This window comes from Euzebyella marina (assembly GCF_014855515.1).
Lineage (GTDB): Bacteria > Bacteroidota > Bacteroidia > Flavobacteriales > Flavobacteriaceae > Euzebyella > Euzebyella marina.
Genome location: NZ_JACYFK010000002.1, coordinates 217,398 through 240,045, shown reverse-complemented (window position 1 = coordinate 240,045; position 22,648 = coordinate 217,398). Strand labels below are relative to the sequence as shown.

17 protein-coding genes are annotated in these 22,648 nt (G+C 39.9%); 12 read left to right on the top strand and 5 right to left on the bottom strand.

The genetic code is table 11. The features are described 5' to 3' along the window. Nucleotides 1-33: 33 nt before the first annotated feature. From IL356_RS09770 to IL356_RS09740, 7 genes are all read left to right on the top strand, one after another. Nucleotides 34-1,308: a putative DNA modification/repair radical SAM protein gene (locus IL356_RS09770; RefSeq protein WP_121849177.1), complete on the top strand. Its 1,275-nt coding sequence runs from the start codon at nucleotides 34-36 to the stop codon at nucleotides 1,306-1,308. Between the two features lie 10 nt (nucleotides 1,309-1,318). After that, complete coding sequence (locus IL356_RS09765; protein ID WP_121849178.1) at nucleotides 1,319-2,095, top strand: TIGR03915 family putative DNA repair protein; 777 nt, start codon at nucleotides 1,319-1,321, stop codon at nucleotides 2,093-2,095. A 116-nt stretch (nucleotides 2,096-2,211) separates the two neighbouring features. Next, nucleotides 2,212-5,043 (top strand): excinuclease ABC subunit UvrA, encoded by a 2,832-nt coding sequence (gene uvrA / locus IL356_RS09760; protein ID WP_121849179.1) that lies wholly within the window; start codon nucleotides 2,212-2,214, stop codon nucleotides 5,041-5,043. Nucleotides 5,044-5,131: 88 nt separating this feature from the next. Then, nucleotides 5,132-5,818, top strand: a complete 687-nt coding sequence (locus IL356_RS09755; protein WP_121849180.1) for an LOG family protein — start codon at nucleotides 5,132-5,134, stop codon at nucleotides 5,816-5,818. 37 nt (nucleotides 5,819-5,855) lie between these two features. Continuing rightward, nucleotides 5,856-8,678: a metalloprotease gene (locus tag IL356_RS09750; protein ID WP_317125473.1), complete on the top strand. Its 2,823-nt coding sequence runs from the start codon at nucleotides 5,856-5,858 to the stop codon at nucleotides 8,676-8,678. Between the two features lie 163 nt (nucleotides 8,679-8,841). Beyond that, nucleotides 8,842-11,253 (top strand): alpha-ketoacid dehydrogenase subunit alpha/beta, encoded by a 2,412-nt coding sequence (locus tag IL356_RS09745; protein WP_121849182.1) that lies wholly within the window; start codon nucleotides 8,842-8,844, stop codon nucleotides 11,251-11,253. A gap of 237 nt (nucleotides 11,254-11,490) precedes the next feature. Continuing rightward, on the top strand, nucleotides 11,491-11,865 hold the full coding sequence (locus IL356_RS09740) for a DoxX family protein (protein ID WP_121849183.1): 375 nt from the start codon (nucleotides 11,491-11,493) through the stop codon (nucleotides 11,863-11,865). Between the two features lie 8 nt (nucleotides 11,866-11,873). Here IL356_RS09740 and holA read toward each other — a convergent pair whose 3' ends face one another. Further along, entirely contained in the window at nucleotides 11,874-12,875 is a 1,002-nt protein-coding gene (holA, locus tag IL356_RS09735; protein ID WP_121849184.1) for a DNA polymerase III subunit delta, read from the bottom strand. Between the two features lie 100 nt (nucleotides 12,876-12,975). Between holA and IL356_RS09730 the strand changes: the two genes are divergently transcribed. The 4 genes from IL356_RS09730 to IL356_RS09715 all read left to right on the top strand — a co-directional run bounded on the left by IL356_RS09730 (nucleotide 12,976) and on the right by IL356_RS09715 (nucleotide 16,979). Next, complete coding sequence (locus tag IL356_RS09730; protein ID WP_121849185.1) at nucleotides 12,976-13,422, top strand: type I restriction enzyme HsdR N-terminal domain-containing protein; 447 nt, start codon at nucleotides 12,976-12,978, stop codon at nucleotides 13,420-13,422. A 12-nt stretch (nucleotides 13,423-13,434) separates the two neighbouring features. After that, nucleotides 13,435-14,436: a glycosyltransferase family 2 protein gene (locus tag IL356_RS09725; RefSeq protein WP_121849186.1), complete on the top strand. Its 1,002-nt coding sequence runs from the start codon at nucleotides 13,435-13,437 to the stop codon at nucleotides 14,434-14,436. Nucleotides 14,437-14,541: 105 nt separating this feature from the next. Beyond that, entirely contained in the window at nucleotides 14,542-15,393 is an 852-nt protein-coding gene (locus IL356_RS09720; protein ID WP_121849187.1) for an OmpA family protein, read from the top strand. A gap of 281 nt (nucleotides 15,394-15,674) precedes the next feature. Further along, nucleotides 15,675-16,979, top strand: coding sequence for a fibronectin type III domain-containing protein (locus IL356_RS09715; protein ID WP_121849188.1), 1,305 nt, complete (start codon nucleotides 15,675-15,677; stop codon nucleotides 16,977-16,979). Nucleotides 16,980-17,015: 36 nt separating this feature from the next. Here the strand turns inward: IL356_RS09715 and IL356_RS09710 are convergent, their stop codons facing one another. The 4 genes from IL356_RS09710 to IL356_RS09695 all read right to left on the bottom strand — a co-directional run bounded on the left by IL356_RS09710 (nucleotide 17,016) and on the right by IL356_RS09695 (nucleotide 21,137). Beyond that, a complete protein-coding gene (locus IL356_RS09710) occupies nucleotides 17,016-17,636 on the bottom strand; it encodes an L-threonylcarbamoyladenylate synthase (RefSeq protein ID WP_121849189.1) in 621 nt (206 codons plus the stop codon). Between the two features lie 117 nt (nucleotides 17,637-17,753). After that, complete coding sequence (locus tag IL356_RS09705) at nucleotides 17,754-18,146, bottom strand: VOC family protein (RefSeq protein ID WP_121850725.1); 393 nt, start codon at nucleotides 18,144-18,146, stop codon at nucleotides 17,754-17,756. A gap of 78 nt (nucleotides 18,147-18,224) precedes the next feature. Next, the gene (locus IL356_RS09700; protein ID WP_121849190.1) at nucleotides 18,225-18,806 is read right to left on the bottom strand and encodes a Crp/Fnr family transcriptional regulator; all 582 of its coding nucleotides are present in this window, start codon (nucleotides 18,804-18,806) and stop codon (nucleotides 18,225-18,227) included. Between the two features lie 3 nt (nucleotides 18,807-18,809). After that, nucleotides 18,810-21,137, bottom strand: a complete 2,328-nt coding sequence (locus IL356_RS09695) for an ATP-dependent helicase (RefSeq protein ID WP_121849191.1) — start codon at nucleotides 21,135-21,137, stop codon at nucleotides 18,810-18,812. Nucleotides 21,138-21,296: 159 nt separating this feature from the next. On the opposite strand from IL356_RS09695, the gene IL356_RS09690 reads away from it, so the two are divergent. Then, nucleotides 21,297-22,571, top strand: a complete 1,275-nt coding sequence (locus IL356_RS09690) for an amidohydrolase (RefSeq protein ID WP_121849192.1) — start codon at nucleotides 21,297-21,299, stop codon at nucleotides 22,569-22,571. The last annotated feature ends 77 nt before the right edge of the window (nucleotides 22,572-22,648 follow it).

The following is a 22,648-nucleotide window of genomic DNA, read 5'->3' as shown; positions in this document are numbered from 1 at the left end:
ATTCCATATTTTTGGAATAATTACAACATCATTATGTCGTTCGAAAGAATTAAGGAAAAACTGAACATTCTGGCCGATGCCGCAAAGTACGATGTGAGCTGTGCCAGTAGCGGAAGCACCCGAGCCAATAAGAACAAGGGGCTTGGTAATAGTAGTGGCATGGGTATTTGTCATAGCTATACCGAAGATGGGCGTTGTGTATCGTTGCTTAAAATTTTAATGACCAATCATTGTATTTATGATTGCGCTTATTGTGTCACTAGAAAAAGTAACGATATCAAAAGGGCTGCCTTTAAAATTCAGGAGGTAGTTGACCTTACTATCAACTTTTATAGAAGAAATTATATTGAAGGGCTGTTCTTAAGCTCAGGTATTTTCAAGAATGCCGATTATACGATGGAACGTTTGATAGCTGTTGCCAAAAAGCTGAGGGAAGAAGAGAATTTCAATGGGTATATTCATTTAAAATCTATTCCGGGGGCAAGCGATGAGCTAATGAGGGAAGCCGGTCTTTACGCCGACCGACTCTCTGTTAATATTGAGGTGCCTACTGTTTCTGGGTTAAAGCTGTTGGCTCCTGACAAACGTTACGAAGATTTCACCAAACCCATGCTCAAGGTCAAGAATGAAATAATTCAATACAAGGCCGAAAAAAAAATAATCAAGAGCACACCGAAGTATGCTCCTGCTGGGCAGAGTACGCAAATGATAATTGGTGCCACGGGCGAATCCGATAAAGACATCATGTACTCTGCCACGCATTACTATCAAAAATATCATATGAAACGGGTGTATTATTCCGGTTATGTACCTGTTGCGGAGGATAAAAGATTACCGGCTATCGGTTCGCAGGTGCCTCTTTTAAGAGAAAATCGATTATATCAAACCGATTGGCTCTTACGTTTTTATGGGTTTCATGTAAAAGAACTATTAAATAACCAGCATCCGAATTTAGATATGGATGTTGACCCTAAATTGGGTTGGGCCTTAAGAAACCTTCATTTATTTCCAATTGATATCAATAAGGCTCCGAAAGAACTTTTGGCACGAGTGCCGGGTATTGGTATGCAGTCGGTTCACAAGATTATGAATGCCCGAAAGTTTAGGAAATTGAATTGGGATCATCTTAGAAAAATTGGCATTGCTCTCAATAGGGCTAAGTATTTCATGATTTGTGATTCGAATAAATGGGAGAAACGTGATTTACAGGCCGACACCATAAAAGGCATGATTTTGCAAAACTCAACGGGTAAATTCCGTAAAGAATATAGCAACCAGCTTCAACTTTTCGATAAAATGGCAGTATAATATTTCAGCTATGGATAATTCAAAAATCTTAATATACGATGGCAGTTTCAACGGGTTCTTAACTGCTGTTTTTGTTGCTTTTGAAGAAAAAATCGCAGTTTCGGACATTCAGAGGGAATCAGATAGCCAAAACGGACTTTTTTCTGAATCTGAAACCGTCATTACCGATGCCACAAAAGCCAAAAGGGTATGGTTCGGTATCGATAAAAAAAGTCACTCTGCCATCACCAACATTTATTTTGCTTTTTTAAGTGAAGCCCAAGGTGTTGAAATGTTACTGTACAGATATATCAGAAAGTTCTTTGCTAAAGATAAAAGCATTGCTTTTGATTACTCAGACGGTGTCGTCTTAAAAATAAGCCAGTTGGCCAAATCGGTGGGAAGAGAAAAACACAGAATGGAGGCTTTTGTGCGTTTTCAATTAACAAAAGATGGTATTTACTTTGCCAATATAGAACCTGATTTCAATGTTTTGCCCCTCATATCCAAGCACTTTAGAAACCGCTATGCAGACCAATATTGGCTGATTTATGATATAAAAAGAAAATACGGCCTTTATTACGATTTAGAAAAGGTCGAAATAGTCACGATGGATTTAAAGGAAATCATTACCAATAGCGTACATAAAAGCAAAAGCCTTGTGGATGAAGAGTATGATTTTCAAAATTTATGGAATAATTATTTTAAAAGCACCAACATTAAAAGTCGCATAAATTTAAAGCTTCACAAGCAACACGTGCCCAAACGGTATTGGAAATATTTGAGTGAAAAAAGGGAAGTGGTCTAAACTTTTATATTCAGGTTTATATAGATACTTTTTGAATGCTTTGAGCACCACAAATAAACAGTACCAACTTCTCGATTCGCCCTTAAAACCGTACCTTTGCAGCTTTGCTATCGAAAATGATCAATTACGAAGAAAACATTGAGGTTCAAGGGGCCAGGGTTCATAATTTAAAAAATATTGACGTTACTATACCACGTGAAAAACTAGTGGTGATTACCGGTCTTTCCGGTAGTGGCAAATCGTCTCTGGCATTCGACACAATTTATGCCGAAGGTCAAAGAAGGTATATCGAAACTTTTTCTGCCTACGCCCGCCAGTTTCTAGGCGGATTAGAACGACCCGATGTCGATAAAATCGATGGGCTCTCTCCCGTAATTGCGATTGAACAGAAAACTACTTCGAAATCGCCTCGATCTACCGTTGGTACCATTACCGAGATTTACGATTTTTTACGCCTGCTTTTTGCGAGGGCCGCAGATGCCTATAGCTATAATACAGGTGAAAAAATGGTCAGTTATAGCGATGAACAAATAAAGGAACTTATTAAAGAAGATTACAATGGCAAGAAAATAAATGTTCTGGCCCCGGTAATCAAATCTAGAAAAGGTCATTACCGCGAACTTTTCGAACAAATAGGCAAGCAGGGGTTTGTAAAGGTGAGAGTCGATGGAGAGATTAAAGATATCGTGAAAGGTATGAAGGTCGACCGGTACAAAACCCATGATATTGAAATAGTAATCGATAGGCTTAAAATTGCTGATTCAGAGGAGCTAGACAAACGTCTGACCGAAACTATAAATACGGCCATGTACAGCGGTGATAATGTGCTCATGGTTTTAGAAGAAGGTCAAGCAGAGGCTCGTTATTTTAGCCGTGACCTCATGTGTCCTACTACCGGCATATCTTACCCTGTTCCCGAACCCAATACTTTTTCCTTTAATTCCCCGAAAGGTATGTGCCCCCATTGCAATGGTCTTGGCCATGTATATGAGGTAAACGAGAATAAAATCTTTCCGAATAAAAAGCTGAGCATTAAATCAGGGGGCATTGCTCCCTTGGGAGATTATAAAAAATCATGGGCCTTCAAACAAGTAGAAACCATCGCGCAACGGTATGGTTTCGAGTTGACCGACCCTATCGAAAAAATACCTCAAGAAGCTATCAAGGTGCTTCTTCATGGAGGAAATGAAAGTTTTGATGTCGACTCAAAAACCTTAGGGGTCAAGCGCACCTATAAAATCGATTACGAAGGTATTTCTAACTTCATTAAAACTCAATACGAAGAGGCGGCCACCACTTCCTTAAAAAGGTGGGCGAAAGACTTTATGGATAAAATAGTGTGCCCCGAATGTGAAGGGTCGCGCTTACGCAAAGAATCTTTGAATTTTAAGATTGGCGAAAAAAATATTGCCGAGCTTGCCCATTTAGATATTTCTGATCTTTCCGTTTTCTTCGAAGGGTTGGAAAACGAGCTAACTGGCAATCAAAAAAAGATAGCTGAAGAAATAATTAAGGAAATTAGGGCCAGAGTACGGTTTTTACTAGATGTCGGGCTAGATTACCTATCCCTAAACCGTAGCTCAAAATCGTTATCCGGCGGGGAGGCACAACGTATTCGCTTAGCAACACAAATTGGTTCGCAGTTAGTAGGTGTGCTTTATATTTTAGATGAACCTAGTATCGGCCTGCATCAACGTGACAATACGCGACTTATTCAATCTTTGGAATCACTTCGGGATATTGGCAATTCGGTAATCGTGGTCGAGCATGACAGAGATATGATAGAACGCGCAGACCACGTTATTGATATCGGACCAAAGGCCGGTAAACACGGTGGGGAAATTATATCTGAGGGTAAGCCGTCCGAATTAAAAAAGCACAACACTTTAACTGCCGGATATATCACAGGTGTTAGAGAAATTGCCGTACCCGAAAAAAGACGGGAAGGCAATGGCAAAAAGATTGTTCTATCCGGTTGTACAGGCAACAACCTTAAGAACGTTACGGTAGAATTTCCTTTAGGAAAAATGATTGGTGTTACAGGTGTTTCCGGTAGCGGCAAGTCGACACTGATCAACGAGACCCTCTACCCTATTATGAACGCCTATTATTTTAATGGCGTTAAAAAGCCCATGCCATACAAAAAAATTAAAGGTCTTGAACATATCGATAAAGTAATCGATATCAATCAATCGCCCATTGGTAGAACGCCTCGGTCAAACCCGGCCACCTATACCGGAGTTTTCAGTGAAATTCGTTCTCTATTTACCAAAACTCCTGAAGCCGCTATTAGAGGTTACAAACCCGGGCGGTTCAGTTTTAATGTGAAGGGTGGTCGGTGTGAAACTTGTCAAGGCGGCGGATTGCGTGTCATTGAAATGAACTTTCTGCCAGATGTATACGTTGATTGCGAGACTTGTAATGGCAAACGTTTTAATAGAGAAACCCTTGAAATTAGATACAAGGGCAAGTCAATTGCCGACGTATTGGAAATGACCATTAATGAGGCAGTTGATTTCTTTGAGAATATTCCTAAAATATATAGAAAACTTAAGACCATTAAAGATGTTGGTCTTGGTTATATTTCGTTAGGGCAACAATCTACGACCCTATCAGGTGGCGAAGCTCAACGGATAAAATTGGCCACTGAACTATCTAAAAGAGATACGGGCAATACGTTTTATATCTTGGACGAACCCACTACCGGATTACATTTTGAAGACATTCGTGTACTTATGGAAGTTTTAAACCGTTTGGTAGACAAAGGAAATACCATTTTGGTGATAGAACACAATATGGATGTAATCAAAATGGTCGACTACATCATTGACATTGGTTACGAAGGTGGCCGTGGCGGTGGCATGGTAGTTGCAAAGGGAACGCCAGAGGAAGTGGCCAATGACAAAAAGAGCTATACGGCCCAATTCTTAAAAAAAGAACTTCATTGACGAAATCAGTCCATTAAAGGATTCCTTTTCTAGATTTTCTAAAATAAAGCTTATTTTCGGCTCCGCCGAAGCGTAAAATAAATAGTATATGCGTAAAGAACAGCACCATAAGGGTTGGAATGAAATTAAAACGAACGATTCATGGGCCATATTCAAGATTATGGGCGAGTTTGTTAATGGGTTCGAAAAAATGGGAACTATTGGCCCCTGTGTTTCCATATTTGGTTCTGCCCGTACAAAAGAAGGCGCCCCTTATTATGAACTGGCGGTAGATATAGCGCAAAAAATCGCTGAAGCCGGCTACGGAGTTATTACTGGGGGCGGCCCGGGAATTATGGAGGCGGGAAACAAAGGAGCTAATTTGGCGGGTGGTACTTCGGTCGGTTTAAATATAGACCTACCTTTTGAACAGCATGACAACCCGTATATTGACTCTGATAAAAGTCTCGATTTCGACTATTTCTTTGTCCGTAAGGTAATGTTCGTTAAATACTCTCAAGGTTTTGTCGTAATGCCCGGTGGTTTCGGTACCCTCGATGAACTTTTTGAGGCGATTACCCTGATTCAGACCAACAAAATTGAGAAGTTTCCGATTATTTTGGTAGGAACCGAATTCTGGACCGGATTAATGGATTGGGTAAAGAATACCATGCTAGATGTCAAAAATATAAGTCCCCATGACCTCGATTTGATAAAACTAGTCGATAGTGCAGAGGAAGTTGTTGAAATCATCGATGCCTTTTATAAAGGTCGCACCCTAAGCCCCAACTTTTAAGATTAACTTGATTGTTAGGCATTCCATATCAACTATTTTGGCTTCTGCCCTTGCCATGTTGGCAACGGTGTTCTCTTTTGCCCAACACACCAATACCCTTACAGTAACTCTTGATGGCGACACCAAAGAAATAAGTGTTCAACAAGAATTCGCTTACGAGAACAATTCAGACATCATTTTGAATGTTCTTTATTTCAATGATTGGGCGCATGCCTATTCTAACAAAAATACAGGGCTTGCCAAACGGTTTGATGAAGAATTCAAGCGAAGTCTTCACCTGGCCAAAGACAGCGAACGGGGTTATACCAAAATTCTAAGTGCGGTAGATGATAATTATCGGGGTCTTCGATGGAAGAGAACCACCGAGCAAGACATCATTAGAATTGAGTTGAACTCGCCCTTAATGCCTGGCGAGTCCGCCAAATTTTTTCTCACGTACACCGTCAAGCTTCCGGCGAATAAATTCACGCCCTACGGTTACGACAAGAACAATAATTACTATTTGAAAGATTGGTACCTCACTCCCGCTTATTTTGATGGGGAGTGGCATCTATACAGTAATAAAAATTTAGAAGATCTTTACACGGGTGTCACCAAAACCAATGTCAATTTTAACTTTCCTACATCATTAAATCTGGTCTCCAACTTTGATGTATTGGGTAGCAGCAGTTTTCCTAACGGGCAAATTGCCCAACTACGGTCGATTCAGCAAAAGAATTGTGAAATCATTCTAACTTCAACGAAGAGATTCACCACCCATGTCACGCCTGAAATGACCGTTATAACCGACATAGAATCAGCTCGGTACAATGATATCGCTAAGGGAATTTCAGTAAATAGAATCACCAAGTTTATCGAAGAAAATCTAGGGGTTTATCCGCATTCGCATTTATTGGTCAGCGAGATTGATTACAACAAGAACCCGTTATACGGTATTAACCAATTACCTTCTTTTATAAGGCCCTATGAAGAACAGTTTCAGTATGAAATGAAGTTCTTGAAAACGGCCCTTATCAACATTCTTGAGGAAACACTTTTCTTAGACCCCAGAAAAGACCAATGGCTTAGCGATGCAATTGCGAACTACCTCATGATAGCATATGTAGAAGAGTTTTATCCCGATCAAAAATTACTGGGTAAACTCTCAAAGATATGGGGACTCAGAAGCTTTAATCTTGCCAAAATGGATTTTAATGAGCAATATCCGTTTCTGTATATGCTCACGGCACGAAAGAATTTAGACCAACCGCTTTTGACGAGTAATGATAGTCTGATAAAATTCAATCAAAAAATAGCGAATAAGTATAAAGCCGGCCTTGGGTTGTCGTATTTGGCCAGTTATGTGGGTAAAGACAAAGTTGATAAGGGAATAAAAACGTTCTACAAACATTATAAATTAAGTCGCGTAAAAACGCTTGATTTTGAGTCGATTTTAAAACGAATGACCAATAGCAATATTGATTGGTTCTTTCAAGATTATGTTTCGACCGACCGTAAAATTGACTTCAAAATAAAAAAGGTCGAAAAAACCGAAGATTCTCTTTACGTCACTTTAAAAAACAAAAAGGGTACCAATGTACCTATTTCCCTTTTCGGGCTCAAAAACGATTCGGTGGTCTCAAAATATTGGTTTTCAGATATAGAAACCGAAAAAACGGTAGCCATACCCCGAAAAGACGAAAAAAGACTTGTACTAAACTACGATCAGAAAATACCGGAGTTCAATCAAAGGGACAACTGGAAATCTTTGGGAGGTTTTTTTTCAAGCAATAAGAAATTAAAGTTCACTTTCTTTAGAGACTCTGAAAACCCATATTACAATCAGGTTTTTTATGTGCCGGTTTTGAATTTCAATATTTATGACGGATGGACGCCCGGTATGCGCCTTTATAATAAAACCTTATTGGAAAGGCCTTTTGTTTACGACTTCTCTCCCTCCTACTCCTTTAGGGAAAAATCATTTGTGGGCTCCGGAAGTTTCAGTTACCGAAAATACCTTAGCAAAAGTGGACTTTATGTAGCAAATTATGGTTTAGGCGCTTCAACCTACCACTTTCAGGAAAATTCACGGTATTCGAAAATAACGCCTTCTTTCTCATTGGGTTGGCGACCGGAAAACCTTATTTCTAACAAAAGGGAATTCTTGACTTTTCGGTTCGTTAACGTTTTAAGGGATAAGGATGAAAGTCTCACCGATTTTGAAACCCCCCCCGATTACGGGGTCTTCAATGCCAGATATACCAATAGAAATCCGGGAATCATCAATTACCTGTCTTGGTTTGCCGATGCCCAACATGCCAAAGATTTTAGCAAACTAGCTTTTGAGTTGGAGTACCGCCAACTTTTTGAAAATAACCGGCAGTTTAACTTGCGATTCTTTGCAGGCAAGTTCTTAAGAAACAAGACTACCGATTATACAGACCCCAATTATTTTAGCTTTGCTCTAGACCGACCGACCGATTATTTATTCGATTATGGTTATTTGGGCCGCTCCGAAGATTCCGGTATTTACAGCCAGCAGATTATAATAGCCGAGGGTGGTTTTAAATCGTTCTTGCCACAGCAATACCGATTTGCAAATGATTGGATGACCACCATAAATACAAGCGTTAATCTATGGCGTTGGATAGAGGTTTATGGAGATTTGGGCTATGTGAAAAATAAGGGTATTCCCGGTAAATTTGTTTATGATTCCGGAATAAGACTTAATCTGTTGACCGACTATTTCGAATTGTACTTTCCGCTTTATTCCAACAACGGTTGGGAAGTTGGCCAACCCAATTACGGTGAGCGAATTAGATTCATTATCACTGTTAGCCCTAAAACTCTTACGGGCCTATTTACACGAAAGTGGTTTTAAAAAGTTTGAAAAATCCTCATTAAAATCGACTATTTTTCATTTTTATTGATTTTTCATTGATCGTGACAATTTATTTTTAAAAATAAATTAGATTTTTTAAGATTTTTTGTGATTGTAAAAATGTAATTGATTTGCTATTTTTGTGAAAACCGATATAGCTTCAATGGATATTTCACCTAAGACCAGTAACGATATTTCCTTCGATGATTTCAAGACCCAGATTTTAAGTGATTACAAAATTGCCGTTCTCAGTAGAACATGCAGTTTAATGGGTAGAAAGGAAGTACTTACAGGTAAGGCCAAATTCGGGATATTCGGTGACGGAAAAGAGCTTCCGCAATTGGCTATGGCCCGTGCCTTCAAAGATGGTGACTGGCGCAGCGGCTACTACCGCGACCAGACTTTTATGATGGCGTTAGGGCTATTGACCCCTAAAGACTTATTTCACGCCCTCTATGCTACTACCGATATAGAAAAAGAACCTATGAGCGCTGGTAGGCAAATGGGCGGCCATTACGTTACCTATAGCTTGAACGAGGACGGTAGTTGGAAAGACTTGACCAAACAAAAAAACAGTAGTGCAGATATTTCTTGTACTGCAGGTCAAATGCCGAGATTATTAGGTTTGGCTCAAGCTTCAAAAATGTACCGTAACCTTAAGAACATTGACGCTTCTAAATTCTCTAAAAATGGTGATGAAGTAGCTTGGGGTACTATCGGTAACGCAAGTACGAGCGAAGGTATGTTTTTAGAAACAATTAATGCTGCCGGAGTTTTACAAGTGCCCATGGTCATCAGTATTTGGGATGACGATTACGGTATTTCTGTGCCTGCCGAATACCATGCCACCAAAGAAGACATTTCTGAAATGCTTGCAGGTTTTAAAAGAACGGATGAAAAGGCAGGTTTTGAAATGTTAAAAGTAAAAGGGTGGGATTACACGGCACTGATGCACGCATACGAAAATGCCTCTGATATTGCTAGGGAAGAACATGTTCCTGTGGTCATTCATGTTACAGAACTCACACAACCCCAAGGCCATTCCTCTTCCGGCTCACACGAAAGATATAAAAGTGAAGAGCGGCTTAACTGGGAAAAAGAAAACGATTGCAACAAAAGGTTCAGGGAGTGGATTCTTGAAACAGGTATCACCTCAGAAGAAGAATTGAGCACCCTTGAAAAAAATATTTCAAGACAAGTTCGTTTGGCCAAAAAAGAGGCTTGGTCCGAATATTTGGCTACCCATCAACCTCAGAGAAAAAAGTTGATTCAGCTGTTAGATACTGCGGCAAATAAAAGTCAGAACAAGAACTTTATTACCAAGATTAAGAATGATTTGATTGCCAATGAAGAACCTTTAAAAAAAGATATGGCAGTAGCAGCTCGTAAAGCCCTACGCTATCTCATTGGCGAGAACAATAATGAAAGGGAAGCTTTGGTACAATGGACCAATAATTTTCTAAAAGATTCTCAACCAAAATATAGTGCCGACCTTTATAATGAAGGCACCATGAGAGCGACCAATATTCCAATAGTAAAACCTTTATATGCCGAAAAAACGGAAGAGGTTGATGGACGCATTATATTGAGGGACAATTTTGAAAAACTCTTCGAGAACTACCCGAACGCTTTAGTTTTCGGTGAAGATACTGGAGCTATTGGTGATGTTAATCAAGGATTGGAAGGTCTTCAAAGTAAATTCGGAAAGTTACGCATCGCAGACACCGGCATTCGAGAAACCACGATTATTGGCCAAGGTACAGGAATGGCCTTGAGAGGATTGAGGCCCATTGCCGAAATTCAATATCTAGACTACATATTTTATGCTTTGGCCACTTTGACCGATGATGTAGCCTGTTTAAGATATCGAACCTTCGGGAAGCAAAAAGTACCATTAATTGTAAGAACAAGAGGGCATCGACTCGAAGGTATCTGGCATTCAGGTTCCCCTATGGGAGCTTTAATTCATTCCCTTCGAGGCATGTATATTCTCTCGCCGAGAAATATGACCCAGGCTGCCGGGTTCTACAATACGCTCATGAAAAGTGATGAACCCGCTATTATTATTGAAAGCCTAAACGGTTATCGATTAAAAGAAAGAAAACCGGAGAATTTAGGGGAGTTCTGTACTCCAATAGGCGTGGTAGAAACAGTTAAAAGCGGAACCGATATCACTTTGGTTTCCTATGGCTCAACCCTTCGCATAGTTGAACAGGCTGCCCAAGAGCTTAAAGAAGTTGGTATTGATGCCGAAGTAATCGATGCACAAACGCTCTTACCTTTTGATATTCATCATGATACGGTTAAAAGCGTGGAAAAAACCAATCGCCTATTGGTAATCGATGAAGATGTTCCCGGAGGCTGTTCTGCATATATCTTAAATGAAATTGTCGAAAAACAAGGTGGTTATCAATATCTTGATAGCCAGCCACAGACGCTAAGTGCCCAAGCACATAGGCCTGCCTACGGTAGCGATGGTGACTATTTCTCAAAACCTAATGTCGAAGATGTTTTCGAAAAGGTGTATGCCATGATTCACGAAACCGACCCGGATAGCTACCCAAAATTGAGGTAATTTTTTTTGGAATATTATTTCAATTTAATTTTTTCGCCAATTAGCGATTTATATCTCTGTTTTACAGACAACTAGATTTTCACATCTAAGCTTGCTTAAAAAATTGTTCAAATAAATTGCTGTCCACCATTTGGATTAAATATACCGATTGTGCTATTTTAGTAGCAATCAACGGTCTAGGCCGCTATTTGAAGAAAAAATAAATTACTTTTAAGCCTCTCTAAACAACAAAAGAACATGAACAATTCCCTACTTAAAGATATTGGCCTAGCCATTTTACGAATTGGAGCATCGGCCATGATGCTTACCCACGGTTATGGCAAATTGCAGATGCTGATCAACGGTGCCGAGTTTGGTAACCCTATCGGTATTGGTTCAACACCTTCACTTTTTTTGGCTATGATTGGGGAATTCGTTTGTCCTATCTTGATCATCTTCGGGTATAAGACCAAATGGGCGGCTATTCCTACGGCTATCACTATGGCAGTTGCCGCTTTTATAGCCCACGGTGCAGATCCATTTCAGAAAAAAGAAATGGCCTTGCTTTACCTTACCATTTTTGTTGCTTTGGCCCTAACGGGACCAGGTAAGTTCAGCGTAGATAGAAGATAGGTAATTTATCAGATTATTTTAACGAGTAACTCTTTAAGAAGGTCGGCCTGCGAAACGGTATTGGCGCCCACACCTTTTCCTTTAAGATCTATTTCTCTCAAATGAGCCACAATATTGCTCACTTTTTTCATGGGATAATTTCTGGAAGCCGTCTGAAACTCGCCCACGAAAAAGGGACTAATATGCAAAGCGCTGGCCACGTTCTTAGCAGAATGGTCGGTTAGCCCATGGTATTGCAGCAATTGGGTGAAAAAGGTGTTTAAAAGAGAGACGGTCAAGACCAAAGGGTTATCTTTTGGATTTTGAGCGAAGTAATTGATTATTCGAGTGGCTTTTAGAACATTACGCTCACCAATGGCTTTTTTAAGCTCGAAATTATTATAATCCTTACTGATACCGATATGGGTTTCGATATGTTGGGGGGTAATTTCAGATTGGGCCGGCAAAACGAACTGTAACTTTTCGAGTTCGTTATTAATTCGGCTTAAATCAGTTCCGAGATATTCGGTAAGCAGCACAGCGGCCTTATGTGAAATACCATACCCTTTCGATTTAAGATTTTTTATAATCCAATCTGAAACCTGGTTCTCATATAACTTTTTACTTTCAAAAAGAACACCATTGCTTTTTACTGCTTTGTAGAGTTTTTTTCGTTTATCGAGCTTTTTGTACTTGTAGCAAATGACCAAAACCGTAGTGGGTTGCGGTTGGTTGACATAGTCGGTCAACTGCTCAATGGTACGCGATAAGTGCTGTGCCTCTTTTACAATCACCACTTGCCTTTCAGCCATCATAGGGTAGCGCTTGGCATTGCCCACAATATCGTCTATACTGACATCTTTGCCGTATAAAACCATTTGGTTGAAGCCTTTTTCTTCTTCTGAAAGTACATTTTTGTCTATGTAAGAAGAAATAGCATCGATATAATAAGGTTCTTCGCCAAACAAGAAATAGACCGGTTTAATGGTTCCTTGTTTTATATCCTTTACTATTTGTCTAGCTTCATCCATATATAACACAATCAAAAAAGTAGAATGATGAACCCTATTCCTTAATAGGTTTAATATTTATTCTACTTTTGGGAAAACCACTTAAATTTTTGGTTTCGAAATGCTTCCTTTAAATTTTCCCGATTATAACTTTCGGTTCAAAAATAGCGAAAATAACATCCTTATTTTTGACGTCATTCGTAAAAAATTCGTAGTTCTTCAACCTGAGGAATGGGTACGGCAACATGCGGTCAATTACCTTATAAATGAAAAGAAATACCCGAAAAGTCTCGTCAATGTTGAAAAACAGTTGACCGTGAATAATTTGAGTAAGCGTTATGATATCGTAGTTTTTCATTCCACCGGAAAAATCAATCTTTTGATTGAATGCAAAGCGCCACAAATTACTATTGACCAAAAGACTTTTGACCAGATTGCACGTTACAATCTGCAACTTGAGGCTGATTATCTCATGGTCACCAATGGTTTAAATCATTTTTATTGTAAAATGGATTATGATTCAGAAAAGTATATGTTTCTAAGGGATATTCCTGAATTTAGCCGTTAATTTGCCAACGTTTTGCAGATTGCCGTAGTCATACTTAACTGGAACGGAGAACTACTTCTCGAAAGATACCTGGGAACGGTCATAGAGTATTCCCCGGGTGCCGACATTTATGTGGTTGACAATGCATCGACCGACGGATCGGTGGCCTACATCAAAAACAACCACCCAGAGGTAAAGGTAATAGTCAATTCTGAAAATGGCGGATTTACCACAGGCTACAATCTAGGTCTTCGCACTATTGAAGCAGATGTATACTGCCTATTAAATTCTGATGTAGAGGTCTCTCCCGATTGGCTGATCCCTATCGAAAAACTTTTTCAAGAGAACAAAGAGGTAGCCATCGTACAGCCAAAGATTCTCGATATGCTTAAAAAAGACTACTTCGAGTATGCCGGGGCCGCTGGCGGCTATATTGATCAATTGGGTTATCCGTTCTGTAGAGGTAGAATTTTTCAATCTTTAGAGCAAGATACGGGTCAGTACGACGATACCATAGAAATATTTTGGGCTACCGGGGCTTGTATGTTCATTAGAAAAGAGGTTTTTTGGGAGTTGAATGGTTTTGATGAAAGCTATTTTGCCCATCAAGAAGAGGTCGACCTTTGTTGGCGGGCCAAAAACAAGGGGTATAAAGTTTTTTATACGGGAGCTTCGAAGGTATATCACCTCGGAGGTTCTACCCTTAGTAATATGAACCCCAAGAAAACATTTTTGAATTTTAGAAATTCCCTTTTTTCAATTACAAAAAACTTACCGAGAAGAAAGGCCTTTACCATCATATTCATTCGCTTGCTTCTTGATGCAGTCGCCGCGATTCGTTTTATTTTTCAATTAAAGTTCAGACACTTTTTGGCCATTTTAAAAGCTCATTTTAGCTTCTACTGGCATTTTAGAAAAATGTACAAAAAAAGAGAAAAGGTGAAATTTCTACTAAAATACTACCAAACAAAATCCATTGTATGGGCCCATTTCGTACATCATATAAAGAATTTTAACGTTTTAGTAAAAGATTAACTAATTTTGGAAAAAGTAAATTTGGCGATTATATAATTTTGTCGCTTATTGTCGATAACAAAACAAATAACAAAAATTAATACTTAGTAACCCACATCACACATTATGAAAAGAATGATTTTAGGTTGTTTAGGTGCAACCCTGCTTTTAGGCTCATGCGTATCTTCTAAAAAATATGCCGATCTAGAGGCTAAACACAAAGAAACACAAGACTTGTTGAACTCTGCCACTGTTAAGCTTAACGATTGTTTAGAAGAAAAAGCTACAGCAGACTCTAGAAATAAAACCTTATCTGATCAAAATGCTTTCTTGAAAGCTAACAATCAAGAATTGATCAATAATATGGGCAACCTTACTACTTTGACTACTAAAGGTGCCGAGAATTTGGAAAAATCTTTGGAAAGCTTGAAAGAAAAAGATTTGACCATTCGCAAACTTCAAGACGCTATCACCAGAAGAGATTCTGTTAACCTATCGTTGGTACAGAGCTTGAAAGGTGTTTTGGGCAACTTGGATGATGAAGACATAGAGATCAGCGTAGAGAAAGGTGTAGTTTTCGTTTCTATCTCTGACAAATTATTGTTCAGCAGCGGAAGCTATAACGTAACCAGAAAAGCTAGAGAAGTTTTGGGTAAAGTTGCTCAAGTAGTGAACAACAAACCTGATTTCGAATTTATGGTTGAAGGTCATACCGATGATGTACCTTACAGAAGCGGTGTTCTTTTAGATAACTGGGATTTGAGTGTAAAACGTGCTACTGCCGTTGTTCGTATTCTTCAGAACGATTACAACGTAGATCCTAAGCGTATGACTGCTGCCGGTAGATCAGAGTACATTCCTGTATCTTCTTCAGAGAAATCTAAAAACAGAAGAACCCGTATCGTTGTTCTTCCAAAAATCGATCAGTTCTATAGCATGATCGAAGAGGGTATGAAAGACCCAGCAATCAATAACTAAGATTGTATTTTTAAAAAATAGCGAAAGCCGCGACCTTAAGGTCGCGGCTTTTTTTGTTTGATTATTTTCCCCGATAAATTCCTACATCGAAAGAAGGCATCTTGTATAACCGACTACATTTCATGGGCATTTAGTTCTACCAACTATACATAATTAAGATACGGTCAAACAAGATTTGTCTACACTCAATAAATTTCAATTGTCATGGCCTTGGTAATCAGATACATTTAGACCGGCTTCAAAAGCCGACTTAAACGACCTTTTAACCAACCACTATTGATATGATTCGATTGAACAAAGCAATTTTATGCTATGTATTGGCATTTTCAGTTTTCACAAGCTGTTCTAAAAGTGAAAACAACCCGGAACCTACCAATTCAGCGCCGAACAATTTTACCTTGACTGAAGTTGCCAATAATTCAGTAGAAGTCGATTTACTTCCTGAATTTACTTGGCAAAAAGCAGTAGACCCCGATGGGGACAATGTGAGCTATAACTTCTATTTGGACACTGATTCTGAACCTTCAACTCAAATAGGTAGTAATCTAACGAGAGAGTCATTAATATTGACCGACGAACTAGCTTTAAACACGACCTATTATTGGTATGTTGAGGCAAAAGATACTGAAGGCAATATCAAAAAGAGTGCAATATTCACTTTTAAGACTATAGAGCGCTTACCAAATGAATCTCCTGAAAACTTCAGCCTTCTAACTCCTGAAAATAATAGCATTGATGTTGTTACCTTGCCATTACTATCTTGGGAGCAGTCAACCGATCCTGATGGAGATAGCGTCACCTACGCCGTTTATCTAGACCAAAATGAAGACCCGAAAACCATTATTGCATCAGACCTTAGCGATACTTCTTTTGAACTTTCCAACCCTTTGGAAGGCAACAAAGTATACTACTGGAAGGTAATTGCAAATGATTCAGAACTCTCGACAGAGAGTGAAATCTTTCAATTTACAACAGAAGAAAATTTTGACGGCTCCATTTCAGCGGTTGAGAATTTTTATTCAGCCGAACATGTTCAAGCCCTAGAAGATTTAGGTATTTCACTGAATCTGGGGGATAACCCGCCAAGTTTAGAAGGTGCCTACCTGATCAGCCCAGCCATCTTGGTAGAAAGTTCCGTTCCAGGAGATGCCCCGGGAATGAGATTTCCTGATTACAGGGCTGAAATCAGCAATCAGAACAATGAAAGCCTGACTCTGGATTATTACGGGCAAGGTGGATCCCAGGTAGATGAAGGCGATGGTTCTTTCATCTCCGGAGAAGGCAATAATTTCACCATCTACTTAAAGACAACCTCTCAGATAGGCTCATACCCTGTTGAAACTACATTCACCATTTCAGGAACCGTGGTAGAAGGTGGCTTTGCCGATGTTCGATTAGCTGCTCTAATGCTTGACGACAAAGGTGACCCACAACATGTTTATATTTCTAATGATACAGGAAGACTTATTGAAGATGGAGATGGTTTTTCACCAAAACTAGAGGAGGCTGCTAAATTGATAAAAGCGAGTACAGACAAAAAAATGTTAAGTGGCGGTGTCGTGGGAACCATCAATTATAATAACTAAGAACTATAAGTGAGTGTGTTCAATAAAGGGAAGTTCTCAAAAAATATCGAGGCTTCCCTTTCCTTCTCTTACCACAAAAGGTTCGCTTTCAGATAAATCGATTACCGTAGAGGCGATATTATCTCCGTATCCCCCATCGATAACCACATCTACGAGATTTTGCCATTTTTCAAAAATAAGTTCGGGATCGGTAGTGTACTCCAAAACCGCATCGTCATCCCGAATAGAAGTTGAAACTATTGGGTTCCCCAAGCCTTCCACCAGCGCTTTGGCAATATTATTATCGGGAACCCGAATACCAACCGTTTTTTTCTTTTTAAAGTCTTTAGGTAGGTTATTGTTTCCAGGCAATATAAAGGTATAAGGGCCTGGAAGGGCCCTTTTTAATATTTTGAACGTTCCGGTATCTATTTGGCGAACATAATCGGAAAGGTTACTCAAATCGGCACAGATAAACGACCAATTGGCCTTGGCCAATTTGATACCCTTGATTCGCGCAATTTTTTCCAAAGCCCTAGAATTCGTAATATCGCATCCTAGACCATAAACCGTATCGGTCGGATAAATAACGAGACCTCCCTTTCTAAGGGCCTGTACTACTTTATTTACCTCCTTGGGATTAGGATTTTCCTCATAAATTCGAATAAATTCGGCCATTGGTCTACTACTTGGAATATGACCACCAAAGTAAAACATTTTTAGATTAAACTAACCCCTAACCATTTTACTATTAGTTCATTCCAAAGATTTGGTAACGAACAATGTTCATAATTCTTATTTCAAAGAATGAACACCAAACATATTACCTTCGGTATCAGTACCAAGACAAATAAAACCATATTCCCCAATACTCATTTTGTTCTTAAAAATTTTGCCCCCTGCAGATTCGATACGCCCTTCTTCTATGGCACAATCATCGCTATGAAAATAGATAACTGTACTATTGGCCCCTGCCTTGAAACCTGGCATATGCACTAAGGCCCCTGAACAGCCATGTTGGCTCATGTCGGCCGGAAAAGAGCGCATGACCAATATTTCTCCTGATTGCTCGTTCGGGTCCGCCAAGTTATCAAGTTTTACCTGTAAAAGGTTTTCATAAAATTTTTGGGCGCGTTCGATATCATCAACATAGATTTCGAACCAACCCACGGGATTCTTAACTTCCATTTTTTGTTGGTTTTGAATTATGTAGACAAGATAGAAAGTATAGTAGGCCTTCAACTTGACCTATGGCAAGAAATGAAATTATTTCGCCTTGCGAATGCGGCTTAAAGAACTATCGGTAATGCCGAGGTAAGAGGCAATATGTTTTAATGGCGCCTTTTGGCTTACCGACGGCCGGTGTTTCATCAGGTGTTCGTACCGCTCTTTTGCAGAATCGACAATCATGGAGGTAGAACGCTGTTTGAAATCAAAAAGGCTTTTAGACATCCACGCGCGGCCCCATTCTCTAAAGCCTTCCATTTCATGAAAAAGCTGTTGAAACTCTTCAAAATCCACTTTGTACACAGTACAGTTGGTCAAGGCCTCGATATTTTCAGAACTAGGTATGCGTTGAAAAAGCGAAGCTACTTCAATAATCAGTTCGCCTTCGGTAAAGAAGTTAACCGTAATATCTTTTCCATTATAATCGTGAACAAAAGAACGTAACAAACCGCTCTCAAGAATGTAGTATTCTTGCGGTACACTCCCTTTTTCGAGAACAAATGTCCCTTTTTTAATGAATTCCCTAGTGTGTATTCCACTAAGTTTTACAATATCGTTACGGCTCAACAAAGGATGATTGTATACCTGAGCTAAAAACGATATGTCTACGGAAGGTTGCATGTCTTAACCCACTACCTCTAATTTGGCAAAGCGAAGCAAAAGTTTCTTTACATCACCTTGATCAAACTTAATTTCGGCCTTTCTATCATTGCCCACACCTTCTATTTTTAAGACCTTGCCACGCCCAAAACGTGTATGGTTGACCAGGGATCCGACATCTAAATTTTCATCTAAAGCACTGGTGTTACCTACGGGATTTGACAGTTCTGGCTTTAATTTTCTCAATTTTCTCAACTGAGATTCATTAGGGCGCTTATGGCTTGGTGGTGTACTGTTCGTTGGTTTGTTCTGCCTTAATCTACTTTTATCTACTTCACCGAAAATATCGCTATCTACCAGTGGTTTGTAGCGATAACCCGTATCAATAGGCGTTAGGTTCTCAATATATTTCTCGTCTATTTCCTCTAAAAACCTGCTAGGTTCGGCATCTATGAGCTTACCCCAACGATAGCGATTTTGGGTGTAGGTTAAGTACGCCTGCTTTTCAGCCCTTGTTAAGGCCACATAGAACAGTCTTCGCTCTTCTTCAAGCTCACTTCGGGTGTTCATACTCATAGCCGAGGGGAAAAGGTCTTCTTCCATACCTACAATGTACACATAGGGAAATTCCAAGCCCTTGGCCAAGTGAATGGTCATTAGGGCCACACGGTCATCGTCGCCGGTATCCTTATCCAAATCTGTTGCTAACGCTACGTCTTCCAAGAATTCGTTTAGGTCGCCTTTGGCATCGACCACCTCTTTTTGCCCTTCGACAAAATCTTTGACCCCGTTCAAGAGTTCTTCTATGTTTTCCATTCGAGCTATTCCCTCTGGCGTGCCATCCTTTTTAAACTCGAGCAACAAACCTGTTTTTTTGGCCACATGCTCTGCCAAGGTAAATGCATCGGAACCTTCGTTCATGATCTGAAAACTCTTGATCATGTTTACGAAATCTTCCAGTTTACGCTTGGTGCCGGCATTTATGCTCAAATTGAGTTTGCCCAAATGCTCCATCACCTCAAAAATGGAGCGATTGTAATGATTGGCGGCGACCGTTAATTTATCTACGGTCGTCTGGCCGATGCCTCGAGCAGGAAAGTTAATGACCCGTTTTAAGGCCTCTTCGTCCTTAGGGTTGACCACTAACCTTAGGTAACTTAGTACATCTTTAATTTCTTTGCGCTGGTAGAACGAAAGTCCGCCATAAATTCTATAAGGTATATCGCGTTTTCTAAGGGCATCTTCAATGGCCCTTGATTGCGAGTTGGTTCGATAGAGTACCGCAAAATGACCATTCGGTGTATGCTGGTTCATTCGGGTATCCCAAATATTACCGGCAACATAGCGCCCCTCCTCTGCATCTGTAGGGCTGCGGTGAATTTTTATCAATGCACCGTCATCATTATCGGTCCATACCGATTTTTCTAATTGGTTCTTATTTTTGGCAATAATCGAGTTGGCGGCGTTTACGATATTTCTCGTAGAACGGTAGTTCTGCTCAAGACGGTACATTGCAACATTGTCATAATCTCTTTGAAAATTGAGAATGTTACTGATATTGGCCCCTCGAAACGAATAGATACTTTGTGCATCATCGCCCACCACACAAATATTCTGAAAACGGTCTGCCAGGGCTTTCACAATCAAGTATTGCGAATGGTTCGTATCTTGATACTCATCTACAAGAATATACTTGAACCGCTCTTGGTACTTCATCAACACTTCAGGAAACCGGTTCAACAACTCGTTGGTTCTCAAAAGAAGATCATCAAAATCCATGGCACCCGCTTTAAAACAGCGATCAACGTAATTCTGATAAATTTCTCCCAATCTTGGTCTTTTGGCCATGGCATCGGCTTCCATTAATTCCGGATTCTGAAAATACGCTTTAACCGTAATGAGACTGTTTTTGTAGGATGATATTCTATTCTGAACCTGTTTGTATTTGTAAACATCCTTATCGAGACCCATCTCTTTGATAATAGAAGCTATCAATCGCTGTGAGTCTTGGGTGTCGTAAATGGTGAAATTGCTCGGAAAACCCAACTTGTCTCCATCAAAACGTAACAACTTGGCAAATACGGAGTGAAAAGTACCCATCCATAGGTTTTTGGCTTCCGAACTACCCACAATTTGGGCAATACGTGCCTTCATCTCCCTGGCCGCCTTATTGGTAAAGGTGAGGGCAAGAATATTGAACGAATCGACCCCTTGTGCCATTAGATGGGCGATACGGTAGGTCAAAACCCTGGTTTTACCTGAACCCGCACCGGCAATTACCATTAACGGACCATCTTTATGCAATACCGGAGCCCTCTGGGCATCATTCAATTCATCGATAAAATTCTTCAAACCTAAACCTTCTTTTTTAGCGCTGTGAATTTAGCCATTATTGGGCTTATGCTAAAATTTGCCCACCAATTCTGAGGATATTCTTTTCAACAAACAAGAAACAACCAAGACTTAGGTGGTTTTGGGCGCTATGTGTATATTTAAACAAGCTAAGCTATTATGAAAAAAATACTCTTCAGTTCATTAATGTTGACTTTTTCGGGTCTTTTTGCTCAAAGTCTTCGTTTCGATAAAGATTATACTGCCATAGAACCTAAGGTCGTTGAATGGCGCAGAGAAATTCATCAAAACCCTGAACTTTCAAACCGTGAGTTTAAAACGGCCGAAAAAATTGCCGAACACTTAAAATCCTTAGGCATAGAGATAGAAACCGGAGTTGCCCATACCGGGGTAGTTGGTATCTTAAAAGGCAAGAAAAAAGGAAAGGTGATAGCACTTCGTGCCGACATTGATGCCTTACCGGTACCTGAACGTAATGACTTGCCCTTCAAATCAAATGTTACCGCTGAATTTAGGGGCGAGACCGTTCCTGTTATGCATGCCTGTGGCCACGATACACACATTGCCATTTTAATGGGGGTCGCCGAAATTCTTTCAAAACATACCGATAAGATTAAAGGCACCATAAAGTTCATCTTTCAACCGGCAGAGGAAGGCCCACCACCTGGGGAAGAAGGCGGAGCTTCTTTGATGATTAAAGAAGGTGTTCTGAAAAACCCTGATGTTGAGGCTATTTTTGGCCTTCATATCAATTCGGAAACTCCGGTAGGCACGATTAGATATAAGCCAGGTGGTACTATGGCGGCAGTACAACATTTCACCATCAATGTTAAAGGGAAACAGAGCCACGGTTCGCAACCTTGGTCGGGTATCGACCCCATTTTGATCAGTGCTAAAATAATTGACGGACTACAAACCATTATCAGCCGTGAAGCCGAACTTACCAATGAAGCCGCCGTTATTACCGTTGGCAAAATAACCAGTGGTGTCCGTTTTAATATTATTCCCGAATCAGCGGAAATGATCGGTACAGTACGTACTTTGGATTATGACATGAAAGAGCAGATCACCCGACGAATGCAAGAAATGGTGCCTGCTATCGCCCGTGCTTATGGGGGTGACGCTACTTTTACGATCAAAGACAATACCGACATTACTTTTAACGACCCCGATTTGGTCGATAAAATGCTTCCCAGCCTTCAAAAGGTAGCAGGAAAAGATAAGGTAGAATTGCAAAAAGCGGTTACCGGAGGTGAAGATTTCAGCTATTATCAAAATGAGATTCCAGGATTTTTCTTCTTTTTAGGAGGAATGGCTCCGGGTACAACCGAATCTTTCCCTCACCACACGCCTGATTTTATGATTGATGATAGCGGATTGATACTGGGGGTTAAAGCGCTCACTGAAATGAGCCTCGATTATTTAGAGTTATAATATTATCACATATAGAGTACACATATTTTTGATTTACGGAATTTTCGCAGGAAAGCAGAAAAATATATTTTTGTGCC

Coding starts and splice junctions, on each gene's coding strand:
- IL356_RS09705 (WP_121850725.1), bottom strand. CDS start 18,146: ATGGAAGTTAAGAATCCCGTGGGTTGGTTCGAAATCTATGTTGATGAT.
- IL356_RS09690 (WP_121849192.1), top strand. CDS start 21,297: ATGAAAAAAATACTCTTCAGTTCATTAATGTTGACTTTTTCGGGTCTT.
- IL356_RS09745 (WP_121849182.1), top strand. CDS start 8,842: ATGGATATTTCACCTAAGACCAGTAACGATATTTCCTTCGATGATTTC.
- IL356_RS09720 (WP_121849187.1), top strand. CDS start 14,542: ATGAAAAGAATGATTTTAGGTTGTTTAGGTGCAACCCTGCTTTTAGGC.
- IL356_RS09700 (WP_121849190.1), bottom strand. CDS start 18,806: ATGCAACCTTCCGTAGACATATCGTTTTTAGCTCAGGTATACAATCAT.
- IL356_RS09710 (WP_121849189.1), bottom strand. CDS start 17,636: ATGGCCGAATTTATTCGAATTTATGAGGAAAATCCTAATCCCAAGGAG.
- IL356_RS09755 (WP_121849180.1), top strand. CDS start 5,132: ATGCGTAAAGAACAGCACCATAAGGGTTGGAATGAAATTAAAACGAAC.
- holA (WP_121849184.1), bottom strand. CDS start 12,875: ATGGATGAAGCTAGACAAATAGTAAAGGATATAAAACAAGGAACCATT.
- IL356_RS09765 (WP_121849178.1), top strand. CDS start 1,319: ATGGATAATTCAAAAATCTTAATATACGATGGCAGTTTCAACGGGTTC.
- IL356_RS09730 (WP_121849185.1), top strand. CDS start 12,976: ATGCTTCCTTTAAATTTTCCCGATTATAACTTTCGGTTCAAAAATAGC.
- uvrA (WP_121849179.1), top strand. CDS start 2,212: ATGATCAATTACGAAGAAAACATTGAGGTTCAAGGGGCCAGGGTTCAT.
- IL356_RS09770 (WP_121849177.1), top strand. CDS start 34: ATGTCGTTCGAAAGAATTAAGGAAAAACTGAACATTCTGGCCGATGCC.
- IL356_RS09740 (WP_121849183.1), top strand. CDS start 11,491: ATGAACAATTCCCTACTTAAAGATATTGGCCTAGCCATTTTACGAATT.
- IL356_RS09715 (WP_121849188.1), top strand. CDS start 15,675: ATGATTCGATTGAACAAAGCAATTTTATGCTATGTATTGGCATTTTCA.